Genomic DNA, 20,660 nt, shown 5'->3' on the forward strand with positions numbered 1-20,660 from the left:
GGTTGCGGTCGAGATTGACCGGTGCGCCCGGCAAACTCGAGCGCAACCGTCAATCTGGGCGCGTGTGGAGCGGGATCCGGGTGTTGTTGACGGATGCCGCCGGCGCGTCCCACAGGCCGACCACCGACGCGGCGAGCTCGGCCTCGAGGCCCTCGAGGGCGCGCACGGCGAAGATGACCGCCGCGGCATCCGGGGCCGTCTTCGCGAAGCCCTGCCCGACCGCGCGGGTCCAGGTTTCGGCCGCGGCCTTGGCCGTCGCGTAGTTCGCGCCGCCCGGTGTCGGCTTGTCGACCGAGACCGAGGACACGATCGCCAGGCGGCCCGCCGGGGAGGCAAGCAGGTCGTCGTTGAAGGCGCGGGTCGTGTTGCGCAGGGTGGTGAGAACGCGGCCGTGCAGGAAATCCCAGTCCTCGTCGGTCTGGCCGGCCAGCCCGCCCCCGCCGCGCCAGCCGCCCACGAGGTGGATGAGGCCGTCGATGCGGCCGTGCGCCTCGTGCACGGTGTGGGCCAGGGCGCGCACCTCGGCGAAGTTGGCGAGGTCGTAGACGAAGGTGGCGGCATCCGGAACCTGGCTTTTCAGCGCCTGCAGGTGGTCCACGTTCGAGCCGACGGCAATCACCGTGGCCCCCGCCGCCGACAGCGCCGCGCAGACGGCGACCCCGGCCGCGCTGGTCGCGCCGGCAATGAGCACGGTGCGACCAGCGACGGCAGGCGCCGTCGCCCCGGTGGGGACATCAGCCACGCGCGGTGATCCCAACGGTCGACTCGATGACGGACTTCATCTTCTTGTCCAGCGCCTCGAAGAACATGGACAGCGGGAACTCGTCGTCCAGCACCAGGTCGGTGTAGCCCTTCGGCGGACCGGCGAGCACCTCGAGCGGCAGCCCGCGAGCCCAGGTCGAAGCCGGGTTCGGGGTCAACGTGGCGCTGATCATGTCGTACGCCGCCAGCCAGTGCGCCTTCTTCGGGCGGTCGATCGACGCCCAGTACAGGTCGTCGATCTGCGCGCCGAGCGCGATCACCACGTCCGGGACGGCGTCCCAGTCGAAGGCGAGCCGGGTGTCGGTCCAGTGCAGCACGTGGTGCTGGTGCATCCACGCGAACAACAGCTGACCGCCGAGGCCGTCGTAGTTGCGGGTTCGGCTGCCGGTGATCGAGAACCGGAAGATCCGGTCGAAGATCACGGCGTACTGAACCAGTTTGGCGTGCCTGCGCGCCTCCGGGCTGGCGTTTTCGTCACGTTCGATCCTGACCGACTCGCGGAAGGCGGTCAGGTCGCAGCGCAGTTCCTCCAGCGAATACAGGAAGAACGGCATCCGCTGCTTGATCATGAAGGGGTCGAACGGCAGGTCGCCGCGCATGTGCGTGCGGTCGTGGATGAGGTCCCACATGACGAAGGTCTCCTCGGCCAGCTGCTGGTCGTCGAGCAGCGCGGCCGCGTCGTCGGGCAGTTCGAGACGGGTGATCTCGGATGCCGCGCGCACGACCCGGCGGTACCTGGCGGCCTCGCGGTCGGCGAAGATCGCCCCCCAGGTGAACGTCGGGATCTCGCGCATGGCGACCGTCTCGGGGAACAGCACCGCGGAGTTGGTGTCGTAGCCGGGAGTGAAGTCGAGGAAGCGGATCGGCACGAACAAACCGTTGGTGTATTCCTGCTCCAGCTCCGCAATGAACGCCGGCCAGATGACCGCGATCAGAACGGCCTCGACCAGGCGGTTCGAGCTGCCGTTCTGCGTGTACATCGGGAAGACCACGAGGTGGCGGAGTCCGTCGACCCGGTGCTGCTGCGGCTGGAAGGCCATCAGCGCGTCGTAGAAGTCGGGCTCGCCGAAGCCTTCGCTCGCCCAGCGGTCGAAGTCGGCCACCGCGGCGTCGAGATAGGCGGCGTCGTGCGGGAACAGCGGGGCGAGTTCCCGGATGGCGGTGGTGATCACGGCGACGCGGGCCGCGGCATCCGGGTGCGCCGACGGCTCGGGGATCGAACCGTTCTGCGCCTGGACGCCCTGCAGGGCGGTCGCGGCGGCCTTGAGGCGCAGCCAGGCCGGGTGGGTCGCGACGTCCTCGAGAACCTCGGGCTCACCGACCAGTGCTTCTGCAACATAATTCGACATGGGAACCTCCCGTCCTCTGAGTTCGCCGCGGTCGCGGCAGTGGGCGGCGCGTTGGGTGCGCCGTATCCTCAGAATATCCGGCCGCGAGCGGCGTTTCTTACGACTTCTTGCAAGAAATCGCCGGGTTAGAGTGCGGGAATGACGGATTCTACGGACGACGGCAGCGATGCGAGCACGGATCCGGCAACGGCCGCCGCGGTGCGCGCCGCGCTCGCCGCGCTCGCCGACCCCGACCGCGCCGCCCAGGTCGCCCGCTTCTTCCAGACGGGGCCGGGCCAGTACGGCGAGGGCGACGTCTTCGCCGGCCTGCGGCTGCCCGACATCCGGCTGGTCGTGAAGCGGTTCGCCGGGCTGGGGCTGCGGGAGGTCGAGACGCTCCTCACCAGCGAGGTGCACGAGCACCGGCTCGCGGCCCTGCTGATCCTGGTCGGCCGGTTCCGGCGCGCGAGCCGCGCCCGAACGCGCGACGAGGTCGCACGCACGAGGCTCGCCGAGTTCTACCTGGCTGCCGTGCGGCGCGGCCTCGTCAACAACTGGGACCTCGTGGATGCGTCCGCGCCGACACTGCTCGGCGAGTACCTCGTCGACCGGCCGCGCGACGTCTTGTTCGACCTCGCCGCCGGCGACAGCCTCTGGGAGCGGCGGGTCGCCATGCTCGCCAGTAGCGCCTTCATCGCGCACGGCGACGCCACCACGACGCTCGAGCTCGCGGAGCGGCTGCTCGGCGACCAGGAAAGCCTGATCCACAAGGCCGTCGGCTGGATGTTGCGCGAGGTCGGCAAGCTCGACCGCCCCCTTCTGCTGGCCTTCCTCGACGAGCATGCCGGCCGGATGCCGCGCACCGCGCTCAGCTACGCCACCGAACACCTCGAGCCGGAGGTTCGCGCCCGCTACCGGGCGTACCCCCGCCGGCCCGCGTGAGGGGTCGCAAATCGACCTTGAATCGGCCAACGAAGCTCGATTTGCGACCCCTCACGGGGTGAGCCGGCGGCCTAGACGAAGAGCAGCACGAAGCCAAGGACGGCCGCCGCGATCCCCACGCCCAGCAGCACGAGGCCGGTCAGGCGCAGGGCCTTGCCGTCGTGGTCCGGAGCGTGCGTGCGGCAGCGCCAGGGCGAACGGGCGCGGAACCAGACCGGCACGTCATCGCCCGGCTCGAGTATGGCGGTCTCCTGCGTCGTCGCCGGCGACTCGTGCACCTCGCCGGTGCGGTCGAACCACCGGATGACCGGGCCGGGCCCGGCGCCGGCGATGACGCCTTCCGTGCGCACCCAGCGCCCGCGCAGGTCGCGAACGGCCAGCCCGGCGAGGTAGAGCCCGCCGCCGCCGAGCAGCCCGACCAGCGTCAGGATCTCGCTGAGGAGGCCCGCGATGTCATGTGCGTCCATGCCCGGCCTCCTCTGCTGCGGCGCCCGCCGATCGCGGAGTCCATGGGCCGATAATACTGGCCGGAGGCGCGGTGATATCGTCGTCCCAGGAAACGGCGAGAGCGGACCCATGACCTTCGAGCAGGTTATTACGGCACTGGTGCAGGTCGTCGAGGCGGTCGGCGCCGCCATCATGGTGTTCGGCGGGGCGGCTGCCTTCCTCGTCGCCGTGCCGCGTGCCCTGCGGGCCGACACCAGGGCCCGCGCGTACCAGAGCCTGCGCAGGAACCTCGGCCGGGCCATCCTGCTCGGCCTGGAAGTGCTGATCGTGGCGGACATCATCCGCACCATCCTCGTCACAACAACGGTGGAGAGCGTGCTGGTGCTCGCCGCGATCGTGCTGATCCGAATCCTCCTGAGCTTCTCGCTCGAGGTCGAAATGGACGGGGTCTGGCCGTGGGCGCGCTGGCGCCTGGCCTCAGGCCGCGCCGCGCCTGGCGCGCAGCCGCCAGAGTGAGGTGACTTCGTTCGAGCGGGCGGCGTGCAGCGGGTCGCTGGCGTCGGCGGCGCGGGGATGCGTGGGCCGGGTGTCGAGTCTCTCCACGACCTCGAGGCCGGCATCGTCGATGAGGCCGAGGAGCTCCGCGCGGGAGCGAAGCCCGAGCAGCTCGGCGATGTCGGAGATGATCAGCCAGCCCTCCCCGCCCGGCTCGAGGTGGTCGGCGAGGCCGGCCAGGAAGCCGCGCAGCATCCGGCTGTCGGGGTCGTAGACGGCGAAGTCGGTCGACGTGACCGCCGCGGCCGGGATCCAGGGCGGGTTGCAGACGACCAGCGGGGCGCGTCCCGGCGGGAACAGGTCGGCCGGGACGATGTCGACCCGGTCGCCCAGACCCAGGCGCTGGATGTTCGCGCGCGCGCAGGCCAGCGCCCGGGGGTCCTGGTCGGTCCCGACGACGCGCGCGACACCGCGCCGGGCCAGGATGGCCGCAAGCACGCCGGTGCCGACGCCGATGTCGAAGGCCAGGCTGCCGGCGGGAAGCGGAGCGGACTGCACCAGCTCGAGGTACTCCCCACGAATGGGCGAGAACACGCCGTAGTGTGGGTGGATTCGGGCGCCGAGCGCCGGTATCGGCACGCCCTTCGTGCGCCACTCATGCGCCCCGATCACACCGATCAGCTCGCGCAGCGAGGTCACCGACGGCCCGTCGGCCGGCCCGTAGGTCTCGGTGCAGGCCAGGCGCACGTCGGGCGCCCGGCGCAGCGGAACCGTGTAGTCCGCCTCGAGCGGCACGAGCACCAGGCCCAGCACCTGCGCGCGGGTGAGCGCCTCGCTCCGTGAGCGCCGGAAGGCGGCGGTGAGGTCCTTGTCGGCCGGGCGCCGCCCGCGGTCAACCCGCCGGCCGAGTGCCTGCAGCAGCTGGCGGGCGCCCAGGAAATCCCCTCGCCACAACATCCCGGTGCCCGATTTCGCCAGGCGGTAGGCCACATCCGCGGTCAGCGTGTCGTCGGCGATGACCACTCGCCGGGGCGGCTCCCAGCCGCTCTCGGAGCGCCACAGCGCCGAGCGCTGCTCCCCGGCTTCCTCCCAGCGGATCTCGGTCACAGGGCGGGCATGACTTCGCGTTCGAACAGCTCGATCCCGGACCGGTCGTAGGCGGCCTCGGGGAAGTAGTGGATCGAGTAGCCGAGGCCGCGTGCCTTCATCCCGGCCAGGCGCTCCACGATCTGCTCCGGCGTGCCGACGCAGAGAGCCTTGCCGCCGCGGTACTCGGCCATGAAGTTCTCCGCCCCGTCGGCGCCCAGGTACGGCGTGACCCGGGCCTGGATCGCGTCGAGGCGCTCGGCCACCTCGGCCTCGTCCCGTCCGACGACCGTGTTGTAGTTCGACGAGCGGGTGATCGAGCCGAAGTCGGTGCCGGCCGTCGCGCAGTGCTGCTCGAGCAGCCGGCTCTTGCGCTCGAAGCCCTCCGGAGAACCGTCGAAGTTGGTGTAATTCGCGTACTGCGCGGCGATGCGCAGGGTGACCTTCTCGCCGCCGCCGGCGATCCAGATCGGGATGCCGCCCTCCTGCAGCGGCAGCGGCCGCACAATGGCGCCGTCCACCTGGTAGTGCTCGCCGTCGAGGGTGGCCGTGCCGGTCGTCCAGGCCTGGCGCATGATCTGCACGCCCTCGTCGAGGCGGGCGAGGCGTTCGCCGGCGCGCGGGAAGCCGTAGCCGTAGGCGCGCCACTCGTGCTCGTACCAACCGGCGCCGATCCCCATCTCGACCCGGCCGCCGGAGATGATGTCGATCGTGGAGGCGACCTTGGCCAGGTACGCGGGGTTGCGGTAGCTGATGCAGGTGCACATCTGCCCCAGGCGCACGCGCGTCGTGGTCGCCGCGAACGCCGACATGAGCGTCCACGCCTCGTGGGTGGCCTCCTCGCTCGGCACCGGCACGGTGTGGAAGTGGTCGTACACCCAGATGGATTCCCAGGCGCCCGCGTCGGCGTGCGCGGCCAGGCCGCTCATCGCCGCCCACTGCCCCGCGGGGTCGATCCCGACGAGGTCGTGACGCCAGCCCTGGGGTACAAAGAGTCCGAATCGCATGCACCGAGCCTATGCCGCGGGCGGCGGGGCCCGGACGCGCGCTACTTCCCGTTCTTCTTCGGCGGCGTCAGCGTGGCGGCGTAGTCGGGCACCGGCCGGGTCTGCTCGCGCGGGGGCCGCTCGTAGTCGGAGGCCGCCGGGCGCGGCGGAATGGTGACGTCCGGCGGCTGGAGGTGCTCGTAGGGCACGATCGACAACAGGTGGCTGATCATGTTCAGGCGCGCGGCGAGTTTGTCTTCGCTTTCCACCACCCACCACGGTGCCTCGGGAATGTCGGTGTGCACGAACATCTCATCCTTGGCCTTGGAGTAGTCAACCCATTTCGTGATCGAGAGCAGGTCGGTCTCGGAGAGCTTCCACCGGCGCATCGGGTCGTTCAGCCGGGAGCGGAACCGGGCCTCCTGCTCCCGGTCGGACACCGAGAACCAGTACTTGACCAGCAGGATGCCGTCTTCCACGAGCATCCGCTCGAACAGCGGTGCCTGGTGCAGGAAGCGGCGGTATTCGTCGGCCGTGCAGTACCCCATCACCCGTTCGACGCCGGCGCGGTTGTACCAGGAGCGGTCCATCAGCACGATCTCGCCCGCCGCGGGCAGGTGCTCGATGTAGCGCTGGAAATACCACTGGCCGCGCTCGCGGTCGGTGGGCATCGGGAGGGCCATGATCCGGGCGATGCGCGGGTTGAGGTACTGGGTGACGCGCTTGATCGCGGAGCCCTTGCCGGCGGCGTCCCGGCCCTCGAAGATCACGACAATGCGAGCGCCCGAGGCGCGTACCCACTCCTGCATGGCAACGAGCTCGGTCTGGAGGCGGCGCAGCTCGCCGGAGTAGACCGCTTTGCGGAGCCTCGGCTTCTTGGCTGACATGGTCGGCCTCCTCGTCCTCGCCGCAATCATGGCATGCCCCGTCGGGGCGGGGGCGGATCTCTTGCGATGATGGACCCATGAGTCGAACCGTTTCCGGAGCCCACGTCCTGATCACCGGAGCCGCCATGGGCATGGGCCGCCTGTACGCCGAGCGCGCCGTCGCCGAGGGTGCGAAGTCCGTGATTCTCTGGGACCGGGACGCGGGGGCCCTGACCGCGACGGCGTCCGTCCTGTCCGGGCGCGCCGCGGAGGGCACCCAGATCGCCAGCTACGTCGTCGACATCGCCGACCTGGGCGCGATCGCGCAGACCGCCCAGCGCGTGCGCACCGAGGTGGGCGACCCGGACATCGTGATCAACAACGCCGGGATCGTGCGCGGTTCCTACTTCTGGGAGCACGACAACGGCGACGACACACGCCAGACCATGCAGATCAACGCGCTCGCGCCGATGTACATCACCCGCGAGTTCCTGCCGGCGATGATGGCGAACTCCTACCGGGAGGCGCGGATCGTGAATATCGCCTCGGCCGCGGGCATGCTCTCGAACCCGAGGATGAGCGTCTACGCGGCCTCGAAGGCGGCGCTGATCGGCTGGAGCGACTCGCTTCGCCTCGAGCTGGTGCAGCAGGACTTCGGCAACGTCAAGGTCACCACGGTGTCGCCGAGCTACATCTCGACCGGGATGTTCGAGGGCGCCCGCGGTCCCCTCCTCACGCCCCTGATGACCCCGGAGTATGTCGTGGAGCGGGTGTGGCGCTCGATGCTCGCCGGGAAGGCCTCACTGATGATGCCGTGGACGGTCGGACTCTCCCAGGTGCTCAAGGGCGTGCTTCCCCTGCCCGTCTGGGATTCCGTCGCCGGCCGGGTCTTCGGCGTGTACGGCTCGATGGACAAGTGGGTCGGGCGCGGCTAGAACCGGCCACTCTCGCGCGTCGCCCGAGTCAGCGGGCGGATGCGTGCCGGGTGAGCCGCTCGGTGAGCCCGAGCCGCACCGTCGGCCACTCGCCCTGGATGATCGAGAAGACGACGGTGTCGCGCAGGGTCCCGTCCCGCCCGAGCTGGTGATTGCGCAGCACCCCGTCCTGCTTGGCGCCGAGGGCAATGATCGCGGCGCGGGACTGCCGGTTGTGGAAGTGGGTCCGGAACTCGACCGCGATGCAGTCGAGCGCCTCGAAGGCGTGCCTGAGCAGCAGCAGCTTCGCTTCGGTGTTGATGCCGGTGCGCTGGGCGCTGGGCGCCAGCCAGGTGGAGCCGATTTCGAGGTGACGGTGCTGCGGGGTGATGTTCATGAACGTGGTCATCCCCACGACGGTCCCGCGCGCGTTGTCCCGGATCGCCCAGGGCAGCATCTGCCCGGCCGCGAAGAGCGCCAGTCGCCGTGCCACCTCGGCAGCCATCCCGTCCGGCGAGGGGATGCCCGTGTACCAGGCCCGCCACAGTTCGCCCTCCGCGACCGCGACCTTGAGCTCCTCGACGTGATCGGCCGAGAGCGGTTCCAGGGTGACCCGTTGCCCGGTGAGTGTGGGCAGCGCCGTGAAGTCCATGGCTCAAAGGTAGACCGCGAGGAGACCTCGGCCGGGCAGGGCGCTCAGGCGTTCTGCCAGAGCCCCATCAGGTTGCCCTCGCTGTCGGTGAAGTAAGCCGCGAAGCCCATCTCGCCGACGACCTGCTTGGGCAGGGCTGTCGATCCGCCCAGGCTTGAGACCTTCTCGAGGGCCGCATCGATGTCGGCGACATCGATGGTCACGATCGGATTTGCCAGCTTCGCGTCTCGCTTGAACATTCCGCCGTTGATGGACCCGGCCTCCGCCAGCACTCCCTCTTCGGATATCGGTGTCGGCAGCAGCATCACGTAGTCCATCTCCGGCATCGGGCGGATGTCCCAGCCGAATGCCGCGCGGTAGAACTCCGCAGCCCTGTCCATGTCATCCGCGGGAATTTCGAAGTGCACCACTCGTCCGCTCATCGCGACCACCTACCCTCTTGATCGGCGTGGACAGCCCACGCCACGCAGCAGATAGTAGTTCGAACCATTGCATCCGTCACCGTCGTCTCGCTCTGGGCGCGGGTTCAGCGCACATCCAGCCGGGGCTGGAATCGTGGGAGCAGCACACCGAAGCAAGGGAGCACACCATGGGATTCCTCGATCGCCTCCTGGGCCGCGAAGAGCCGCAGCCGGAACGGCAGCATGCACCGCCCAGGGCCCCGCGCAGCGCGGCCGCGCCCCAGCGCACCGACGACGAAATGGCCGTCGAGCGTTACCAGTACCTTCTCCGCACGGCCCCGCCCGAGACGATCGAGGAGGTGCACACGGAGGCGTTCGCGAAGCTCACGCCGGAGCAGCGCGACCTGCTCTTCCGGCAGTTCAGTGAGAACGTCAACCCGAGCGAGCGCCCCGCGAACGCGGAGCCGGCGACCCTCGCCCAGGCCGCGACGCGAGCGGAGCTGCAGCAGCCGGGCACGCTCGCCCGCACGTTCGGCAACCAGGGCCAGGGCGGGATGAGCTTCGGCGGCATGGTGGGCAGTTCCATGCTCGGAACCATTGCCGGGTACGTCATCGGGTCGGCGATTGTGAGCGCGTTCATGCCGACGGATGCCGGAGCTGACGCAGGGTCCGGATCCGACGCCGGCGGTGATGCCGGAAGCGCCGACGCGTCCGGGGCGGATGCCTCTGCGGGCGGTTCGGGCGGCGGCGATTCGGGCGGCGGCGACTTCGGAGGTGGCGGCGGCTTTGGCGACTTCGGCGGTGGCGGCGACTTCGGGTTCTAACCTCGGCCGGGCCATCCGCGTGTCGTGTGGGCGGTTCATCACGTGCGCAGCGGGACGCCGACGTCCGTGCCGCCCTCGTGCGTCAGCCGGTTTCTGACCTGCATAACGCACGGAGCCGGCACGAACCCGCCGGCGAACAAGGCCTCACCCTGGCGGAAGCGGGGGGACCGGGACAGCAGCGCGCCGGCGCGAAGCCGAAGACGGCCCCCAGCTCCGTCAGATCCAGGGGTGAGCTCATCTTCATCAGGACGGAGTTGTCGCACTGCGAAATGATGCTCGGGTGGACCTTGGACGGGCGTTGCGTGGACAGCAGCAGCCACAGCCCGAACTTGCGCCGCTCGGCGGCCTCGCCCGGCGCATCGGCGCGCAGATTGGGCAGCCGAACGAAGTCCCCGTTGGGATCGAAGATGACCAACGGCAGTTCGGTGTGGGCCAGGAGCTGCTCGAGCACGACTCCGAGCGCGTAGGTCTTCCCCGATCCGCTCTGCCCGCAGCAGAACGTGTGCCGGTTGAAGCGATGCGGCAGCAGTCGCGCGGGCACGTCGGGGTTTGTGGTGAGGGAGCCCACCTCCAGGGTCGCACCCGTCGCGCGGTGGAGGAGCTCGATCGTTTCCTCCCCTGCCGCGGCGACCTCGGCGGACCGGAAGGGCGACGAGGCGAGCGGATCCAGCCGGCCGCCCTCGTCGATGACGCCGAGAATCCGGCCAGAGGCTGCCGCCCGGCCGGCGGGACGCTCCGAGTTGGACTCCACCTGGCCGAGGGCGCTTCGATCAGGCGCCTGGCGGAAGGTCACGAAGCTGCCGGGCGGAAACGCCTCGTCGGGCGAGAACTTGAAACGGAAGGAGCGGCCCTCGGCCGACACCCCACTGTGGTTCGCTTCGTCTTCGGATGACGTGGCCATGCTGCATGCCAGTGCCGCCCCGCGGCAAGCGGAAGGGCGGCCCGCCCGGCCGAAGTCGGGTCAGCCGGCCTCGGGCTCGTCCGTGCCTGTCCGCACCCGGAGGATCGTCTCCCAAGCGGCGACGATGACGAGCACGGCCGTGGTCATCGCCCCGAGCAGCAGCGGCGACACCTGGAACGCGAGCGCGAACACGACGAGCAGCGCCGCCACGCCGGTCAGGTGCGAGACGAGCAGCTCCCTGGCGACGATCCGGCGGAAGAGCACGAGCCCGACGAGGTAGAGCACCGGCCCGCCGACGACGGTGACGGCCGTGGACCAGCTCATGGCCTCATCCGGATGCTCGAGCATTTCCTTGTCGGCGACCGAGGTCAGCACGATCCCGGCAATGATGATCGCGTGCACGTAGGTGTACGCGAGACGCGCGATCCGGCCCGGGGCGGAGGCGCGCGCAATGGCCTTGCTCCCGGCGCTCTCGCCGTGGTCGAAGTAGAGCCACCACATCGCCACCGCGGTGACGAAAGCGAGAAGCATCCCGAGCACGCCCGGCAGTGAGGACTCCTGGGCGACGAAGGCGAACCCCGTGACCAGGAACGACTCACCGAGCGCGATGATCACGAAGAGGGCGCTGCGCTCGGCGATGTGGGGGCCGGACAGGTCCCAGTCGTCGACGGCGGCCTTTCCCGCTCCGGGCACCCGGAAGCCGAGGCTCGCGGAGAGGTATTCGATCGCGAGGGCGGCGATCCAGAACGGGAGACGGAACTCGAGCGGCAGCAGGGCGCCGACAATCCAGAAGACCGCGGCTACCGACAGCCAGGCGAGCATGCGCAGGAAGGTCTGGTGCAGGGCGCGGTCGTGCCGGGCGAGCGCGAGCACCATGAACACCGTGCGCCCGAGCTGCAGGCTCACGTAGGCGATCGCGAAGACGATGCCCCGGTCGCCGAACGACTCGAAGATGGAGGTGCTCATCACGAGGCCGACGAGCGAGAGGGCGATGATCACGCCGCGCACCGGCAGCCGCGCCGGGTCGAGCCAGTTGGTGACCCAGGTCGTGAACACCCAGACCCACCAGAGGGCGAGCACCAGCATGGCGGACTCGAGCGCGCCGGTCCAGGACTGGTTCTCGTAGAGATACCGGGAGAGCTGGGTGAGCGCGAGGATGAAGATCAGGTCGAAGAACAGCTCGATATAGGTGACGCGGTCGGTGCGCTCGGAGTCGTCGGGCCGGAGCAGATTGCGGCGGAACCCGAAGGGCGCGGTCTTCGTCGTTGGGGTCACGCCCCCATTCTGCCCGTCCTCCCCGCGAATCCGCAGTCGTGCGCGTTATGCGGCCCGTTTAAGGCGCACAACTGCGGTTTCGCGGCATCGAGACCTGCGGGGGGCCGGCCAGGAGTTCGCGCCAGCGGTGCAGGTACGCGATCATCTCAGGGTCCGGCTCCACGCGGAGCTGGTCCCGGTCATGGGAGTCCTGGTCCGCGTACTCAATGATCTCGACGAACCGGTCCGGGTTGGCCAGGTCCCACAGCACACGCACGCGGATGCCGCCGGGCCGTTCGTAGAACGGGATCGCTTCGGCCAGGAGCCGGACGAGGTCCGCGCGGCGGCCGGCCGCGACCCGTCCGCGCAGATGCAGCTCGATCACGGGCCCCAGACTAGCGACCGGGGCGCCGCTCGCCGGCGAGCAGGCAGGCCAGGGGTCACAGGCCCTTTTCGGTCAGCCAATCGAGGAGGACCTGCTCGAATTCCGCCGGCAGCTCAACGCTGGGCAGGTGCGCGGCGTCGCGGAAGGTGACCCCGCGCGCGTTCGGGAGGGCGGAGAGCAGGTACTCGTACTGCGCGAGCACCGGGGTGATGTCGAATGCGCCGACCGTGACGAGCGCCGGAACCTCGATGTCGACCAGGCGATCGAAGGCGGGCGGATCGAGGGGGACGGGGACGGGGCATTCCTCCGCGTGGACGACATTGACGCGGTTGAGTTCGTATGCGAGGGAGACGAACTCAGGGTCGAGGTCCTCCTCCCGGCGCAGGGGCCCGATCGCCCACAGGGCAACCTCGAGCCGAGCCAGACGGTGCCAGTCCTTCGCCTCGAACGCCGCGTCGACCAGGTCGAACGCCGCGTCCTCGACGTCGGTGAGCTCCACTTCGGGGAACCCGCTCGGGCCGGAGCCGATCGTGACCAGGCCCCTCACGCGCTCCGGGGTCTCCGCGGCGACGTCGATCGCGATCGAGCCGCCGCGCGAGCATCCGACGAGGGTCGCCGCGGCAATGCCGAGGTGGTCGAGCACGGCCCGGGCGTCGTCGCGGTTGGAGAACTGGACATCCTCCGAGGTGGTCTGGCCGAAACCGCGGGAATCGAATCGGATGACGAAGTGGTCCGCGGCCAGTGCCTCGACCTGCGGGTCCCACATCCGCAGGTTCGCGATCCCCGCGTGGAGCAGGAACAGGGCGGGCGCGGACACGTGTCCGGCGGTTTCGTAGTAGAGCGATGCGCCTGGTACGTCGATGTGGGGCATGGTCTGAGGGTAAGGGCGGGGCTGCGCCCGCCGCAAGGAAACGCCCCGAGAAGGTCAGTGCGGCCGGACCGCCCGCGCGCCGCGCGCCGCGTAGACTCCCGGTAATGGGTGGTGTGCTGATCGGGTTCGCGATCATCGGGTTCGTGATCCTGGTCGGCTATGTGGTTGGTCGGATCGGGATTGCCGGTCCGGGGGCCGGGTATGTGCTGAATCGGCTCACGTTTTTCGTGGCGACCCCCGCCCTGTTGTTCACGGTCCTCGTGCATGCGGACGTGCGGGTCTTCGTCTCCCCGTTCCTGATGACCGTGCTGTGCAGCGTCCTGCTGGGCGCGGCGCTGTTCGTGACGGTGTCCCTGGTCTTCTTCCGCACGCCGGTGGCCGAGACCACGCTCGGGGCGACCGCGGCGACCTACGTCAATGCCAACAACATCGGCCTGCCGGTGGCCATCTATGTCCTCGGCAGCGCCCAGTACGTCGCCCCGGTGCTGCTGCTCCAGCTGCTCGTGCTTGCGCCGCTCACCCTGACCATCCTCGACATGTCCACCCGCGGCCGGGTGTCGCTGCGGTCCATCCTGACCCAGCCGGTGCGCAACCCGATGATCATCGCCTCCGCAGCCGCGGTGCTGATCGCCACCCTCGGGATCACGGTCCCTGAGCCGATCCTGGCGCCGCTGGAGATCCTCGGCGGCGCGGCGATCCCGATGGTGCTGCTGGCCTTCGGGATGTCGCTGCACGGCCAGCGCCTGCTGAAGGCGGGAACCGGGCGCAAGCAGGTAGCGGTCGCCTCCGTGATCAAGGTTGGCGTGATGCCCGTCATCGCGTACTTGCTCGGGCGGTTCGCGTTCGGCCTGACCGGAACGGAGCTGTTCGCGGTGGTGACGGTGTCAGCGCTGCCGACGGCCCAGAACATCTACAACTTCTCGGCGAGGTACAACCGCGGAACCGTGATCGCGAGGGACACGGTGCTCGTCACGACGATCGCATCGCTCCCGTCGCTGCTGCTGATCGCGGCCCTCCTCGCCTGACCCCGCCCCTTCCTTCCCCTTCCCTCTCGCGAGACTGCAGTTGTGCAGGCTAAACGGGCCTCATAACGCGCACAAGTGCGGTTTCGCGAGGGTTGGCGGGGGGGGGGGGGGGGGGGGGGGGGGGGGGGTCTTAGAAGATCATCGGGCGGTCGTCGTCCTCGTCCTCGAGGGCGAGCTCGACGGCGACCGGCACGTGGTCGCTCGGGGCGTCGCCCTTGCGCTCGTTGCGGTGGATGCTCGCCCCGGTGACCAGGTCGGCGAATGCCGGCGAGCCGAGGATGAAGTCGATGCGCATGCCCTCGTTGCGCGGAAAAGCGAGCTGTTTGTAGTCCCAGTAGGTGAACGCCCCCTCCGGGACGAGCGGCCGCACCACGTCGGTGAAACCGGCGGCCTCGAAGGCGTGGAAGACGGCGCGCTCCGGCGCGGAGATGTGGGTGGACAACCCGGGGACGAGCCCGGGGACGTTCTGGTCGGAGTCCAGCGGCGCCACGTTCCAGTCGCCCATCAGCGCGAGGGCCAGCTGCGGGTTGGCGGCGAGCTCGGCGCTCGCGTGCTCCTTGAGGCGGGCCAGCCAGTCGAGCTTGTAGACGTAGTGCGGGTCGTCCAGGGTGCGCCCGTTCGGCACGTAGAGGCTCCACAGGCGCAGGTCGTTGACCGTGACCCCCAGCGCGCGCGCCTCCAGCGGCAGGCCGGGCCCCTCCTCGCCCTTCAGGAAGCCGGGCATCCCGGGGAAGCTGGTGGCGACATCCGTCATCGGTTCGCGGCTGGCGAAGGCGACACCGTTCCACTGGCTCAGCCCGTGGATGGCGAGCTCGTAGCCGGCGCCTTCGAAGGCCTGGGCCGGGAATTGCTCGGGCTTGCACTTGATCTCCTGCATAGCGAGCACGTCGATGTCCTCGCGCACCATCCAGTCGACGACGCGCGCCGAACGGGCACGGATGGAGTTGACGTTCCAGGTGGCGATGCGCATTGTTCCAGCCTATGACTGGCAGGATGACTGCATGACGGATTTGCAGATCGGCTACGCGGCAATGCTCGAGCAGTTCGCCCCCGCGGAGGCTGTCGCCCTGTCGGCCCACGCCGAGGAGCACGGCTTCAGCGGTGTGATGGCGGCGGACCACTTCCAGCCGTGGGTGCCGGCCCAGGGCGAGTCGTCGTTTGTCTGGAGCGTGCTCGCGGCAATCGGCGAGCGCACGAAGGGCGACCTCGGGCCCGGGGTCACCGCGCCGACGTTCCGCTGGCATCCGGCCATGGTCGCCCAGGCCTCCGCCACCCTCGCCTCGATGTACCCCGGCCGGCACTGGCTGGGCCTCGGCTCGGGCGAGGCGCTCAACGAGCACATCGTCGGCCAGTACTGGCCGGAAGCCCCGGAGCGGATCAACCGCATGTTCGAGGCCATCGAGATCATCTCGAAGCTGTTCACGGCCTCGATCGCCGGCAAGGACGTCAAGCACTCCGGGCAGTTCTACAAGCTCGAGTCGACCCGGCTCTGGACGATGCCCGAGGTAGCCCCCGAGATCCTCATCGCCACCGCGGGCCCGGTCACGGCCAAACGCGCCGGCCGCCACGCCGACGGCCTGATCACGGTGGGCGCCCCGCTCGAGAAGATCTCGATGCTGTTCGGCAAATTCGACGAGGGCGCGAAGGATGCCGGCAAGGACCCGTCGGCGATGCCCAAGGTGCTCCAGCTGCACATGAGCTGGGCCGAAACCGACGAGGAAGCCATGCGCAACGCCATGGTGGAGTGGCCGAACGGCGGGATGAAGTTCCCCAAGGGCGACATCCGTTCGCCGTTCGAATTCGAGCAGATCGCCAAGCTCGTGCGCCCCGAGGACTTCGAGGGACGGATGATCATCTCGGCCGACCCGGACGACCACCGCGCCTACATCCAGAAGTTCGTCGACCTCGGCTTCGACCGGATCTACCTGCACAATGTGGGCCGCAACCAGCGCCAGTGGATCGACGTCTTCGGCCGCGACGTGCTGCCGAAGCTCGTCCGGTAACGATGAACGAGAGGGCTGCGCCCGCAGCCGGGCCCGAGGGCGTGCCTTCCGGCGCGCTCACCGTGTTCGCCCCGGAAGGCATCGGCGAGATCGAGGCCGGCGACGACCTCGCGGCGATCATTCTCGGCGCGGCCGGGGCTTTACTGCGGGGCGGCGACATCCTGGCCGTGACCAGCAAGATCGTCTCCAAGGCCGAGGGCCGGCAGGTGGCCGCCGCCGACCGCGAGCAGGCGATCACCGACGAGACCGTGCGCGTGGTGGCCACCCGGGAGCATCCGGGAGGGGTGACCCGCATCGTCGAGAACCGGCAGGGACTCGTGCTGGCTGCGGCCGGAGTCGACGCGAGCAACACCCCCGACGGCACCGTGCTGCTGCTTCCGATCGACCCGGATGCATCGGCGCGGGCGCTCTGCGCGGCGCTGCGGGAGCGCACCGGGCTGTGGCTCGGTGTGCTGATCACCGACACGGTCGGGCGACCCTGGCGCGAGGGCCAGACCGACATCGCGATCGGCGCGGCCGGGCTGGCCGTGCTCGACGACCTCCGCGGCACGGAGGATTCCTCCGGCAAGCGCCTCGACGCCACGATCGCCGCCGTCGCCGACGAGATCGCCGGGGCGGCCGACCTGGTCAAGGGCAAGACGAGCGGCAATCCGGTGGCCGTGGTGCGCGGGCTCGGCAGGCTGGTCGGCGAACTCGACGCGGCGGATGCGCGCGGAGCGAGTCGGCTGCTGCGCCCGAGCGACCAGGACATGTTCCGCCTCGGGTCGGCGGAGGCGTATGCGGAGGGTTTCGCGGCCGGGCAGGCTGCTGCTGCTGCTGCTGCTGCTGCCGGCGCCGCTGGCGCTGCTGCCTGTGCGTGCGGAAGCGACCCCGCGTGAGCTGGGTGGCCGTGGTTCCGGTCAAGGGCACGCCGGAGGCCAAGAGTCGCCTCGGCGATCTGCCCGACCGCGGTGGGCTGGCGGATGCCTTCGCCCTCGACACCGTGGCGGCACTCCTGGACACGCCACTGATCGGCCAGGTCTTCGTGGTGACCGCCGAGGAAGCGATTGCGGCTCGCCTGGCCGAGCTCGGCGCCGTGATCGTGCCCGAAGTGCGGCTTGACCCGACCGACCAGGGCGACCAGGGCGACCAGCGTGGCCCGCTCAACGCGGCCATCCGGCAGGGCACGGATGCCGCCCGAGCGGCCTTCCCCGGCCGCGGGATCGCCGTGGTGACGGGCGACCTTCCCGCGCTCACCGTGGCCGACGTCGAAGCAGCGCTCGGCCTCGCCGCCGCGCATCCGCTCTCGATGGTGGCCGACGAGGAGGGAACCGGGACCACGGCGCTGCTCGCGCTCGCCGGGGTGCCGTTCAGCCCGCGTTTCGGCCTCGGCTCCCGTGCCGCGCACGAGGCGGCCGGCCATGTGCCGCTCGGCCTGCCGCCGACCGCGTCGATCCGCCGGGACGTCGACACGGTCGACAACCTCGCCGAGGCGCTGCAGCGCGGGGTCGGCGTGCACACGAGCGCGCTCGTGGCCGGCACCTCGGTTGCCCCGGGCGTGGCCGCCGAGGCCCCTCGCCAGATCGGACCCTGACTCCCCGCGCCGCCTGCATGGTTGAGTTGCGGACAAAGTACCTTCGTTGGCGCGAGGAAGGTACTTTGTCCGCAGTTCAGTTCAGTTCAGTTCAGTTCAGTTCTTGCGCGCTCAGCCCGTTGCGGCGGCGATCGCGAGCGCCTCGGCGGCGATCGCGGCCGAGGAGGGCACGTCGCGCATCCAGAGCGGCACTGCAGCAGAGCGGATGCCGGCGGCCTCGAGCACGGGCACGGCCGCGGCATCCGTCTCGTCGACGAGCCAGGCATCGAGCAAGCCGCCGCTCTTCCGGGAGCCGTAGTGCAGGCCCACCGCCGCAGCCGAGGTTTCGACGCCGATCGTGCTCAGGCAGGCGTCGGCCATGCCGCGCACCGCGGCGCCCGCGATGATCGGCGACACCCCGACGACCCGCGCGGAGGTGCCGCGGAGGGCCTCGGCGATCCCCGGAACGGCGACGATCGTGCCGATCGACACGACCGGGTTCGACGGCGGCAGGATGACCAGGTCTGCGCCCTCGATGGCGTCAACAACGCCCGGCGCCGGCCCGGCCGCGGCCAGGCCGACCGGCACGAACTCGGTCACCGGCACTGCCGCCCGATAGCGCACCCACCACTCCTCGAAGTGGATCAGATCGCCCGCCCGGTGCTCGTCGGCATCCATAGCCAGTCGGGCATATGTCTCGACCGGGTCGTCGCTCATCGGCAGCAGCCGGGCGCCGGGCTGCCAACGCCGGCAGAGCACCTCGGTCGCCTCGCTTAGCGTGGAACCGTTCCGGAGCAGGTCGGTGCGCACGATGTGGGTGGCCAGGTCGAGGTCGCCGAGCGTGAACCAGGACCAGCCGCGCCCGTACGCCGCGATCTCGGCCGAGGTGCGGCGGGATTCCTCCGGCCGGCCCCAGCCCTGCTCCTCGTTGATTCCGCCGCCGAGCGTGTACATCACGGTGTCGAGGTCGGGGCAGATGCGCAGGCCGTCCAGCCACATGTCGTCGCCGGTGTTCACCACGACGGTGACGGATGCCTCCGGCCGGGCCGCCGAGAGGTGGTGCAGCAGCCCGCGGGTGAACCGGGCGCCGCCGATGCCCCCGGCCAGGACCGTGATGTTGCCGATCATGCTCCAGCCTCCGGCGCATCGGACGGAGAGAAGACGATGACCGGATGCCCGCCGCGGGGGTGCGCGATGATGTCGCAGTCCACGCCGTAGACATCCGCGATGACACTCGGCCGCAGCACCTCCTCGGGCGTCCCGGAGGCCACCAGCCTTCCGTGGTGCAGCAGCAGGATCTGGTCGCAGTAGGCCGCGGCGAGGTTGAGGTCGTGCAGCGCCATGACCGAGGTGAGCCCGAGGCGGCGCACCTGGCCGAGCAGCGAGAGCTGGGCGCTCACGTCGAGGTGGTTGGTCGGCTCGTCGAGCAGCAGCAGGCTCGGGCTTTGCGCCAGCGCCCGCGCGATCTGCACGCGCTGCTGCTGTCCGCCGCTGAGCGTGTGCCACTGCCGATCGGTGAGCCCCTCGGCCCCGACCATCGCCAGGGAGTGCTCGGCGACCCTTCGGTCCTCGTCACCGCCGAAGCTGCCGAGCACCCGGCTGCGGTGCGGGATGCGGCCGAGCAGCACCACTTCCAGCACCGACAGGTCCACGCTCGGCGCCGCGCTCTGCTCGAGCAGGGCGATCCGCCGGGCGGCCTCGCGCCGCGGCAGGGACGCGACGACGGTGCCGCCCAGCCGGACCGTGCCGGCATCCGGTGTCTGCAGGCCCGCGATCAGGCGCAGCAGGGTCGATTTGCCGGCCCCGTTCGGGCCGAGCAGCCCGGTCACGGTGCCCGCCGGGATGACCGCCGACACGTCCTCGAGGATGCTCACGCCGTCGATCGCGAACGACACGTCCGCCAGGATCACGCCCATGCGGCGCTCCGCTTGCGCTTGATCAGCAGGATGAACACCGGCACGCCGATGAACGCCGTGATGATGCCCACCGGCAGCTCGCGCGGGTCGAACACGATGCGGGCGAGAGTGTCGGCGACGACGAGGAACAGGGCGCCGAGCACCGCGACGAGCGGCAGGAGGCGCCGGTGTCCCGGCCCGCTCAGGCCGCGCACGAGGTGCGGCAGGATCAGGCCGACGAACCCGATCGCGCCGCTGACGGCCACCATCGAGCCGGTGAGCAGGGCGACGGCGCCGAGCAGGGCCCAGCGGGTTCGGTTGACGTCGATGCCGAGGGATGCCGCTGACGTGTCGCCGAACGCGAACGCGTCCAGGCGGGTGGCCGCGAGCACGATGCCGGTTCCCACCACGACGAGGGCGGACGCCGAGATGGCGACGCTTGTCCAGTCGCTGCCGGCGAGGGAGCCGAGCAGCCAGTTCAGGATTTCGCGGTAGGAGTCGCCCTTGGCCGACCAGAAGATCACGAAGGAGGTGGCGGCCGCGGCGAGTTGCGCGATCGCCAGGCCGGACAGCACCGCGCGGCCGGGGGTGATCGTGCCGCCGACCCTGGCGATGCTGAGGGTGGCGACGAGCGCGACCAGGGCGCCGAGGAAGGCCGCGGCGGGGAGCGCGAAGGAGACGCCGAGGATGACCACGCAGACCGCGCCGAACGACGCGCCGGAGGAGAGGCCGAGCAGATAGGGGTCGGCCAGCGGGTTCCGGGTGACGCTCTGCATCACCGCGCCGCTGAGGGCCAGCCCGGCGCCGACGGCCGCGGCCGTCAGCACCCGCGGCAGGCGCAGCTGCCAGACGATCGAGTCGGTGAGCGGCGGCACGGCGACGCCGGGCAGGCCGAGGTGCCCGGCGATGCTGCCGATCACGTCGGGCAGGCTGACATCGGCCGGCCCGACCGCGACGGCGGATGCGCTGACGAGCACGAGGGCGACGAGCGACAGGGTCAGCCAGCCGAGGTAGCGGCCGCGTGGTCTCCGGCCGCTCCTCGTGCTTGTCGCCTTCAGCTCGGTCGCCATC

At 70.4% G+C, this 20,660-nt stretch carries 24 protein-coding genes; 8 read left to right on the forward strand and 16 right to left on the reverse strand.

Annotation, left to right across the window (positions count from 1 at the left end; all coding sequences use genetic code 11):
• Positions 1-49: 49 nt before the first annotated feature.
• Together E3T33_RS13235 and E3T33_RS13240 are read right to left on the reverse strand one after the other, a co-directional pair.
• A complete protein-coding gene (locus E3T33_RS13235) occupies positions 50-742 on the reverse strand; it encodes an SDR family NAD(P)-dependent oxidoreductase (RefSeq protein WP_241982946.1) in 693 nt (230 codons plus the stop codon).
• Positions 735-2,111, reverse strand: coding sequence for a DUF6421 family protein (locus tag E3T33_RS13240; protein ID WP_092324029.1), 1,377 nt, complete (start codon positions 2,109-2,111; stop codon positions 735-737). Before E3T33_RS13240 ends, E3T33_RS13235 begins: the two co-directional genes overlap by 8 nt.
• A 138-nt stretch (positions 2,112-2,249) precedes the next feature.
• Here E3T33_RS13240 and E3T33_RS13245 point away from each other — a divergent pair, with 138 nt between their 5' ends.
• A complete protein-coding gene (locus tag E3T33_RS13245) occupies positions 2,250-3,032 on the forward strand; it encodes a DNA alkylation repair protein (RefSeq protein ID WP_092324027.1) in 783 nt (260 codons plus the stop codon).
• A gap of 71 nt (positions 3,033-3,103) precedes the next feature.
• On the opposite strand, the gene E3T33_RS13250 is transcribed toward E3T33_RS13245, so the two are convergent.
• Complete coding sequence (locus E3T33_RS13250; protein WP_134475631.1) at positions 3,104-3,499, reverse strand: DUF3592 domain-containing protein; 396 nt, start codon at positions 3,497-3,499, stop codon at positions 3,104-3,106.
• A 109-nt stretch (positions 3,500-3,608) separates the two neighbouring features.
• Here E3T33_RS13250 and E3T33_RS13255 point away from each other — a divergent pair, with 109 nt between their 5' ends.
• Positions 3,609-3,995, forward strand: a complete 387-nt coding sequence (locus tag E3T33_RS13255) for a DUF1622 domain-containing protein (protein ID WP_092324024.1) — start codon at positions 3,609-3,611, stop codon at positions 3,993-3,995.
• Here the strand turns inward: E3T33_RS13255 and E3T33_RS13260 are convergent.
• From E3T33_RS13260 to ppk2, 3 genes are read right to left on the reverse strand one after another with little or no spacing between them, the layout of a single operon-like run.
• Positions 3,957-5,081 carry a class I SAM-dependent methyltransferase gene (locus E3T33_RS13260; RefSeq protein ID WP_092324023.1) on the reverse strand — a complete coding sequence of 375 codons (1,125 nt, stop codon included), beginning with the start codon at positions 5,079-5,081 and terminating at the stop codon, positions 3,957-3,959. The two genes, E3T33_RS13255 and E3T33_RS13260, sit on opposite strands and share 39 nt — an antisense overlap.
• Entirely contained in the window at positions 5,078-6,067 is a 990-nt protein-coding gene (locus tag E3T33_RS13265) for an LLM class F420-dependent oxidoreductase (protein WP_092324021.1), read from the reverse strand. Before E3T33_RS13265 ends, E3T33_RS13260 begins: the two co-directional genes overlap by 4 nt.
• A 41-nt stretch (positions 6,068-6,108) precedes the next feature.
• The gene (gene ppk2 / locus E3T33_RS13270; RefSeq protein WP_198417270.1) at positions 6,109-6,933 is read right to left on the reverse strand and encodes a polyphosphate kinase 2; all 825 of its coding nucleotides are present in this window, start codon (positions 6,931-6,933) and stop codon (positions 6,109-6,111) included.
• 77 nt (positions 6,934-7,010) lie between these two features.
• Between ppk2 and E3T33_RS13275 the strand changes: the two genes are divergently transcribed.
• Complete coding sequence (locus E3T33_RS13275) at positions 7,011-7,847, forward strand: SDR family oxidoreductase (protein WP_092324018.1); 837 nt, start codon at positions 7,011-7,013, stop codon at positions 7,845-7,847.
• Positions 7,848-7,875: 28 nt separating this feature from the next.
• Here E3T33_RS13275 and E3T33_RS13280 read toward each other — a convergent pair whose 3' ends face one another.
• Complete coding sequence (locus E3T33_RS13280; RefSeq protein WP_092324017.1) at positions 7,876-8,478, reverse strand: GNAT family protein; 603 nt, start codon at positions 8,476-8,478, stop codon at positions 7,876-7,878.
• A 44-nt stretch (positions 8,479-8,522) separates the two neighbouring features.
• Positions 8,523-8,900 (reverse strand): VOC family protein, encoded by a 378-nt coding sequence (locus E3T33_RS13285; RefSeq protein WP_092324016.1) that lies wholly within the window; start codon positions 8,898-8,900, stop codon positions 8,523-8,525.
• Between the two features lie 167 nt (positions 8,901-9,067).
• On the opposite strand from E3T33_RS13285, the gene E3T33_RS13290 reads away from it, so the two are divergent.
• A complete protein-coding gene (locus E3T33_RS13290) occupies positions 9,068-9,703 on the forward strand; it encodes a hypothetical protein (RefSeq protein WP_092324014.1) in 636 nt (211 codons plus the stop codon).
• 82 nt (positions 9,704-9,785) lie between these two features.
• On the opposite strand, the gene E3T33_RS13295 is transcribed toward E3T33_RS13290, so the two are convergent.
• The 4 genes from E3T33_RS13295 to E3T33_RS13310 are packed head-to-tail and all read right to left on the reverse strand — an operon-like array spanning position 9,786 to position 13,114.
• Complete coding sequence (locus E3T33_RS13295; RefSeq protein WP_241982947.1) at positions 9,786-10,604, reverse strand: DUF87 domain-containing protein; 819 nt, start codon at positions 10,602-10,604, stop codon at positions 9,786-9,788.
• A 60-nt stretch (positions 10,605-10,664) separates the two neighbouring features.
• Positions 10,665-11,879 carry a low temperature requirement protein A gene (locus tag E3T33_RS13300; RefSeq protein WP_166784496.1) on the reverse strand — a complete coding sequence of 405 codons (1,215 nt, stop codon included), beginning with the start codon at positions 11,877-11,879 and terminating at the stop codon, positions 10,665-10,667.
• Between the two features lie 58 nt (positions 11,880-11,937).
• Positions 11,938-12,243, reverse strand: a complete 306-nt coding sequence (locus E3T33_RS13305; RefSeq protein WP_092324011.1) for an antibiotic biosynthesis monooxygenase — start codon at positions 12,241-12,243, stop codon at positions 11,938-11,940.
• Positions 12,244-12,298: 55 nt separating this feature from the next.
• Complete coding sequence (locus tag E3T33_RS13310; RefSeq protein ID WP_092324010.1) at positions 12,299-13,114, reverse strand: alpha/beta hydrolase; 816 nt, start codon at positions 13,112-13,114, stop codon at positions 12,299-12,301.
• Positions 13,115-13,218: 104 nt separating this feature from the next.
• On the opposite strand from E3T33_RS13310, the gene E3T33_RS13315 reads away from it, so the two are divergent.
• Positions 13,219-14,139: an AEC family transporter gene (locus tag E3T33_RS13315; RefSeq protein ID WP_092324008.1), complete on the forward strand. Its 921-nt coding sequence runs from the start codon at positions 13,219-13,221 to the stop codon at positions 14,137-14,139.
• 130 nt (positions 14,140-14,269) lie between these two features.
• Here the strand turns inward: E3T33_RS13315 and E3T33_RS13320 are convergent, their stop codons facing one another.
• Positions 14,270-15,109 (reverse strand): exodeoxyribonuclease III, encoded by an 840-nt coding sequence (locus E3T33_RS13320; protein WP_092324006.1) that lies wholly within the window; start codon positions 15,107-15,109, stop codon positions 14,270-14,272.
• Positions 15,110-15,140: 31 nt separating this feature from the next.
• Between E3T33_RS13320 and E3T33_RS13325 the strand changes: the two genes are divergently transcribed.
• Genes E3T33_RS13325 through cofC form a run of 3 tightly spaced genes read left to right on the forward strand, consistent with a single transcriptional unit; the run spans position 15,141 to position 17,715 of the window.
• Entirely contained in the window at positions 15,141-16,142 is a 1,002-nt protein-coding gene (locus tag E3T33_RS13325; RefSeq protein ID WP_092324005.1) for a TIGR03557 family F420-dependent LLM class oxidoreductase, read from the forward strand.
• A 2-nt stretch (positions 16,143-16,144) separates the two neighbouring features.
• On the forward strand, positions 16,145-17,020 hold the full coding sequence (gene cofE, locus E3T33_RS13330; protein WP_092324003.1) for a coenzyme F420-0:L-glutamate ligase: 876 nt from the start codon (positions 16,145-16,147) through the stop codon (positions 17,018-17,020).
• The gene (cofC, locus tag E3T33_RS13335) at positions 17,017-17,715 is read left to right on the forward strand and encodes a 2-phospho-L-lactate guanylyltransferase (RefSeq protein ID WP_241982948.1); all 699 of its coding nucleotides are present in this window, start codon (positions 17,017-17,019) and stop codon (positions 17,713-17,715) included. The genes cofE and cofC overlap by 4 nt, the downstream gene beginning before the upstream one ends.
• Positions 17,716-17,826: 111 nt before the next feature.
• Here the strand turns inward: cofC and cofD are convergent, their stop codons facing one another.
• From cofD to E3T33_RS13350, 3 genes are read right to left on the reverse strand one after another with little or no spacing between them, the layout of a single operon-like run.
• A complete protein-coding gene (gene cofD / locus E3T33_RS13340) occupies positions 17,827-18,822 on the reverse strand; it encodes a 2-phospho-L-lactate transferase (protein ID WP_134575497.1) in 996 nt (331 codons plus the stop codon).
• Positions 18,819-19,610: an ABC transporter ATP-binding protein gene (locus E3T33_RS13345; protein ID WP_092323998.1), complete on the reverse strand. Its 792-nt coding sequence runs from the start codon at positions 19,608-19,610 to the stop codon at positions 18,819-18,821. Before E3T33_RS13345 ends, cofD begins: the two co-directional genes overlap by 4 nt.
• Positions 19,601-20,659: a putative F420-0 ABC transporter permease subunit gene (locus E3T33_RS13350; protein WP_092323996.1), complete on the reverse strand. Its 1,059-nt coding sequence runs from the start codon at positions 20,657-20,659 to the stop codon at positions 19,601-19,603. Before E3T33_RS13350 ends, E3T33_RS13345 begins: the two co-directional genes overlap by 10 nt.
• Position 20,660 lies beyond the last annotated feature (1 nt).

The organism is Cryobacterium sp. TMT1-2-1 (assembly GCF_004403955.1).
GTDB lineage: Bacteria > Actinomycetota > Actinomycetes > Actinomycetales > Microbacteriaceae > Cryobacterium > Cryobacterium psychrotolerans.

Excerpts from the sequence above, each read along its gene's own strand:
- ppk2 (WP_198417270.1), bottom strand. The coding sequence starts at position 6,933 with ATGTCAGCCAAGAAGCCGAGGCTCCGCAAAGCGGTCTACTCCGGCGAG.
- cofE (WP_092324003.1), top strand. The coding sequence starts at position 16,145 with ATGAACGAGAGGGCTGCGCCCGCAGCCGGGCCCGAGGGCGTGCCTTCC.
- cofD (WP_134575497.1), bottom strand. The coding sequence starts at position 18,822 with ATGATCGGCAACATCACGGTCCTGGCCGGGGGCATCGGCGGCGCCCGG.
- E3T33_RS13290 (WP_092324014.1), top strand. The coding sequence starts at position 9,068 with ATGGGATTCCTCGATCGCCTCCTGGGCCGCGAAGAGCCGCAGCCGGAA.
- E3T33_RS13350 (WP_092323996.1), bottom strand. The coding sequence starts at position 20,659 with ATGGCGACCGAGCTGAAGGCGACAAGCACGAGGAGCGGCCGGAGACCA.
- E3T33_RS13265 (WP_092324021.1), bottom strand. The coding sequence starts at position 6,067 with ATGCGATTCGGACTCTTTGTACCCCAGGGCTGGCGTCACGACCTCGTC.
- E3T33_RS13245 (WP_092324027.1), top strand. The coding sequence starts at position 2,250 with ATGACGGATTCTACGGACGACGGCAGCGATGCGAGCACGGATCCGGCA.
- E3T33_RS13310 (WP_092324010.1), bottom strand. The coding sequence starts at position 13,114 with ATGCCCCACATCGACGTACCAGGCGCATCGCTCTACTACGAAACCGCC.
- E3T33_RS13325 (WP_092324005.1), top strand. The coding sequence starts at position 15,141 with ATGACGGATTTGCAGATCGGCTACGCGGCAATGCTCGAGCAGTTCGCC.
- E3T33_RS13255 (WP_092324024.1), top strand. The coding sequence starts at position 3,609 with ATGACCTTCGAGCAGGTTATTACGGCACTGGTGCAGGTCGTCGAGGCG.
- E3T33_RS13275 (WP_092324018.1), top strand. The coding sequence starts at position 7,011 with ATGAGTCGAACCGTTTCCGGAGCCCACGTCCTGATCACCGGAGCCGCC.
- E3T33_RS13285 (WP_092324016.1), bottom strand. The coding sequence starts at position 8,900 with ATGAGCGGACGAGTGGTGCACTTCGAAATTCCCGCGGATGACATGGAC.
- E3T33_RS13345 (WP_092323998.1), bottom strand. The coding sequence starts at position 19,610 with ATGGGCGTGATCCTGGCGGACGTGTCGTTCGCGATCGACGGCGTGAGC.
- E3T33_RS13315 (WP_092324008.1), top strand. The coding sequence starts at position 13,219 with ATGGGTGGTGTGCTGATCGGGTTCGCGATCATCGGGTTCGTGATCCTG.
- E3T33_RS13240 (WP_092324029.1), bottom strand. The coding sequence starts at position 2,111 with ATGTCGAATTATGTTGCAGAAGCACTGGTCGGTGAGCCCGAGGTTCTC.
- E3T33_RS13320 (WP_092324006.1), bottom strand. The coding sequence starts at position 15,109 with ATGCGCATCGCCACCTGGAACGTCAACTCCATCCGTGCCCGTTCGGCG.
- E3T33_RS13295 (WP_241982947.1), bottom strand. The coding sequence starts at position 10,604 with ATGGCCACGTCATCCGAAGACGAAGCGAACCACAGTGGGGTGTCGGCC.
- E3T33_RS13280 (WP_092324017.1), bottom strand. The coding sequence starts at position 8,478 with ATGGACTTCACGGCGCTGCCCACACTCACCGGGCAACGGGTCACCCTG.
- E3T33_RS13250 (WP_134475631.1), bottom strand. The coding sequence starts at position 3,499 with ATGGACGCACATGACATCGCGGGCCTCCTCAGCGAGATCCTGACGCTG.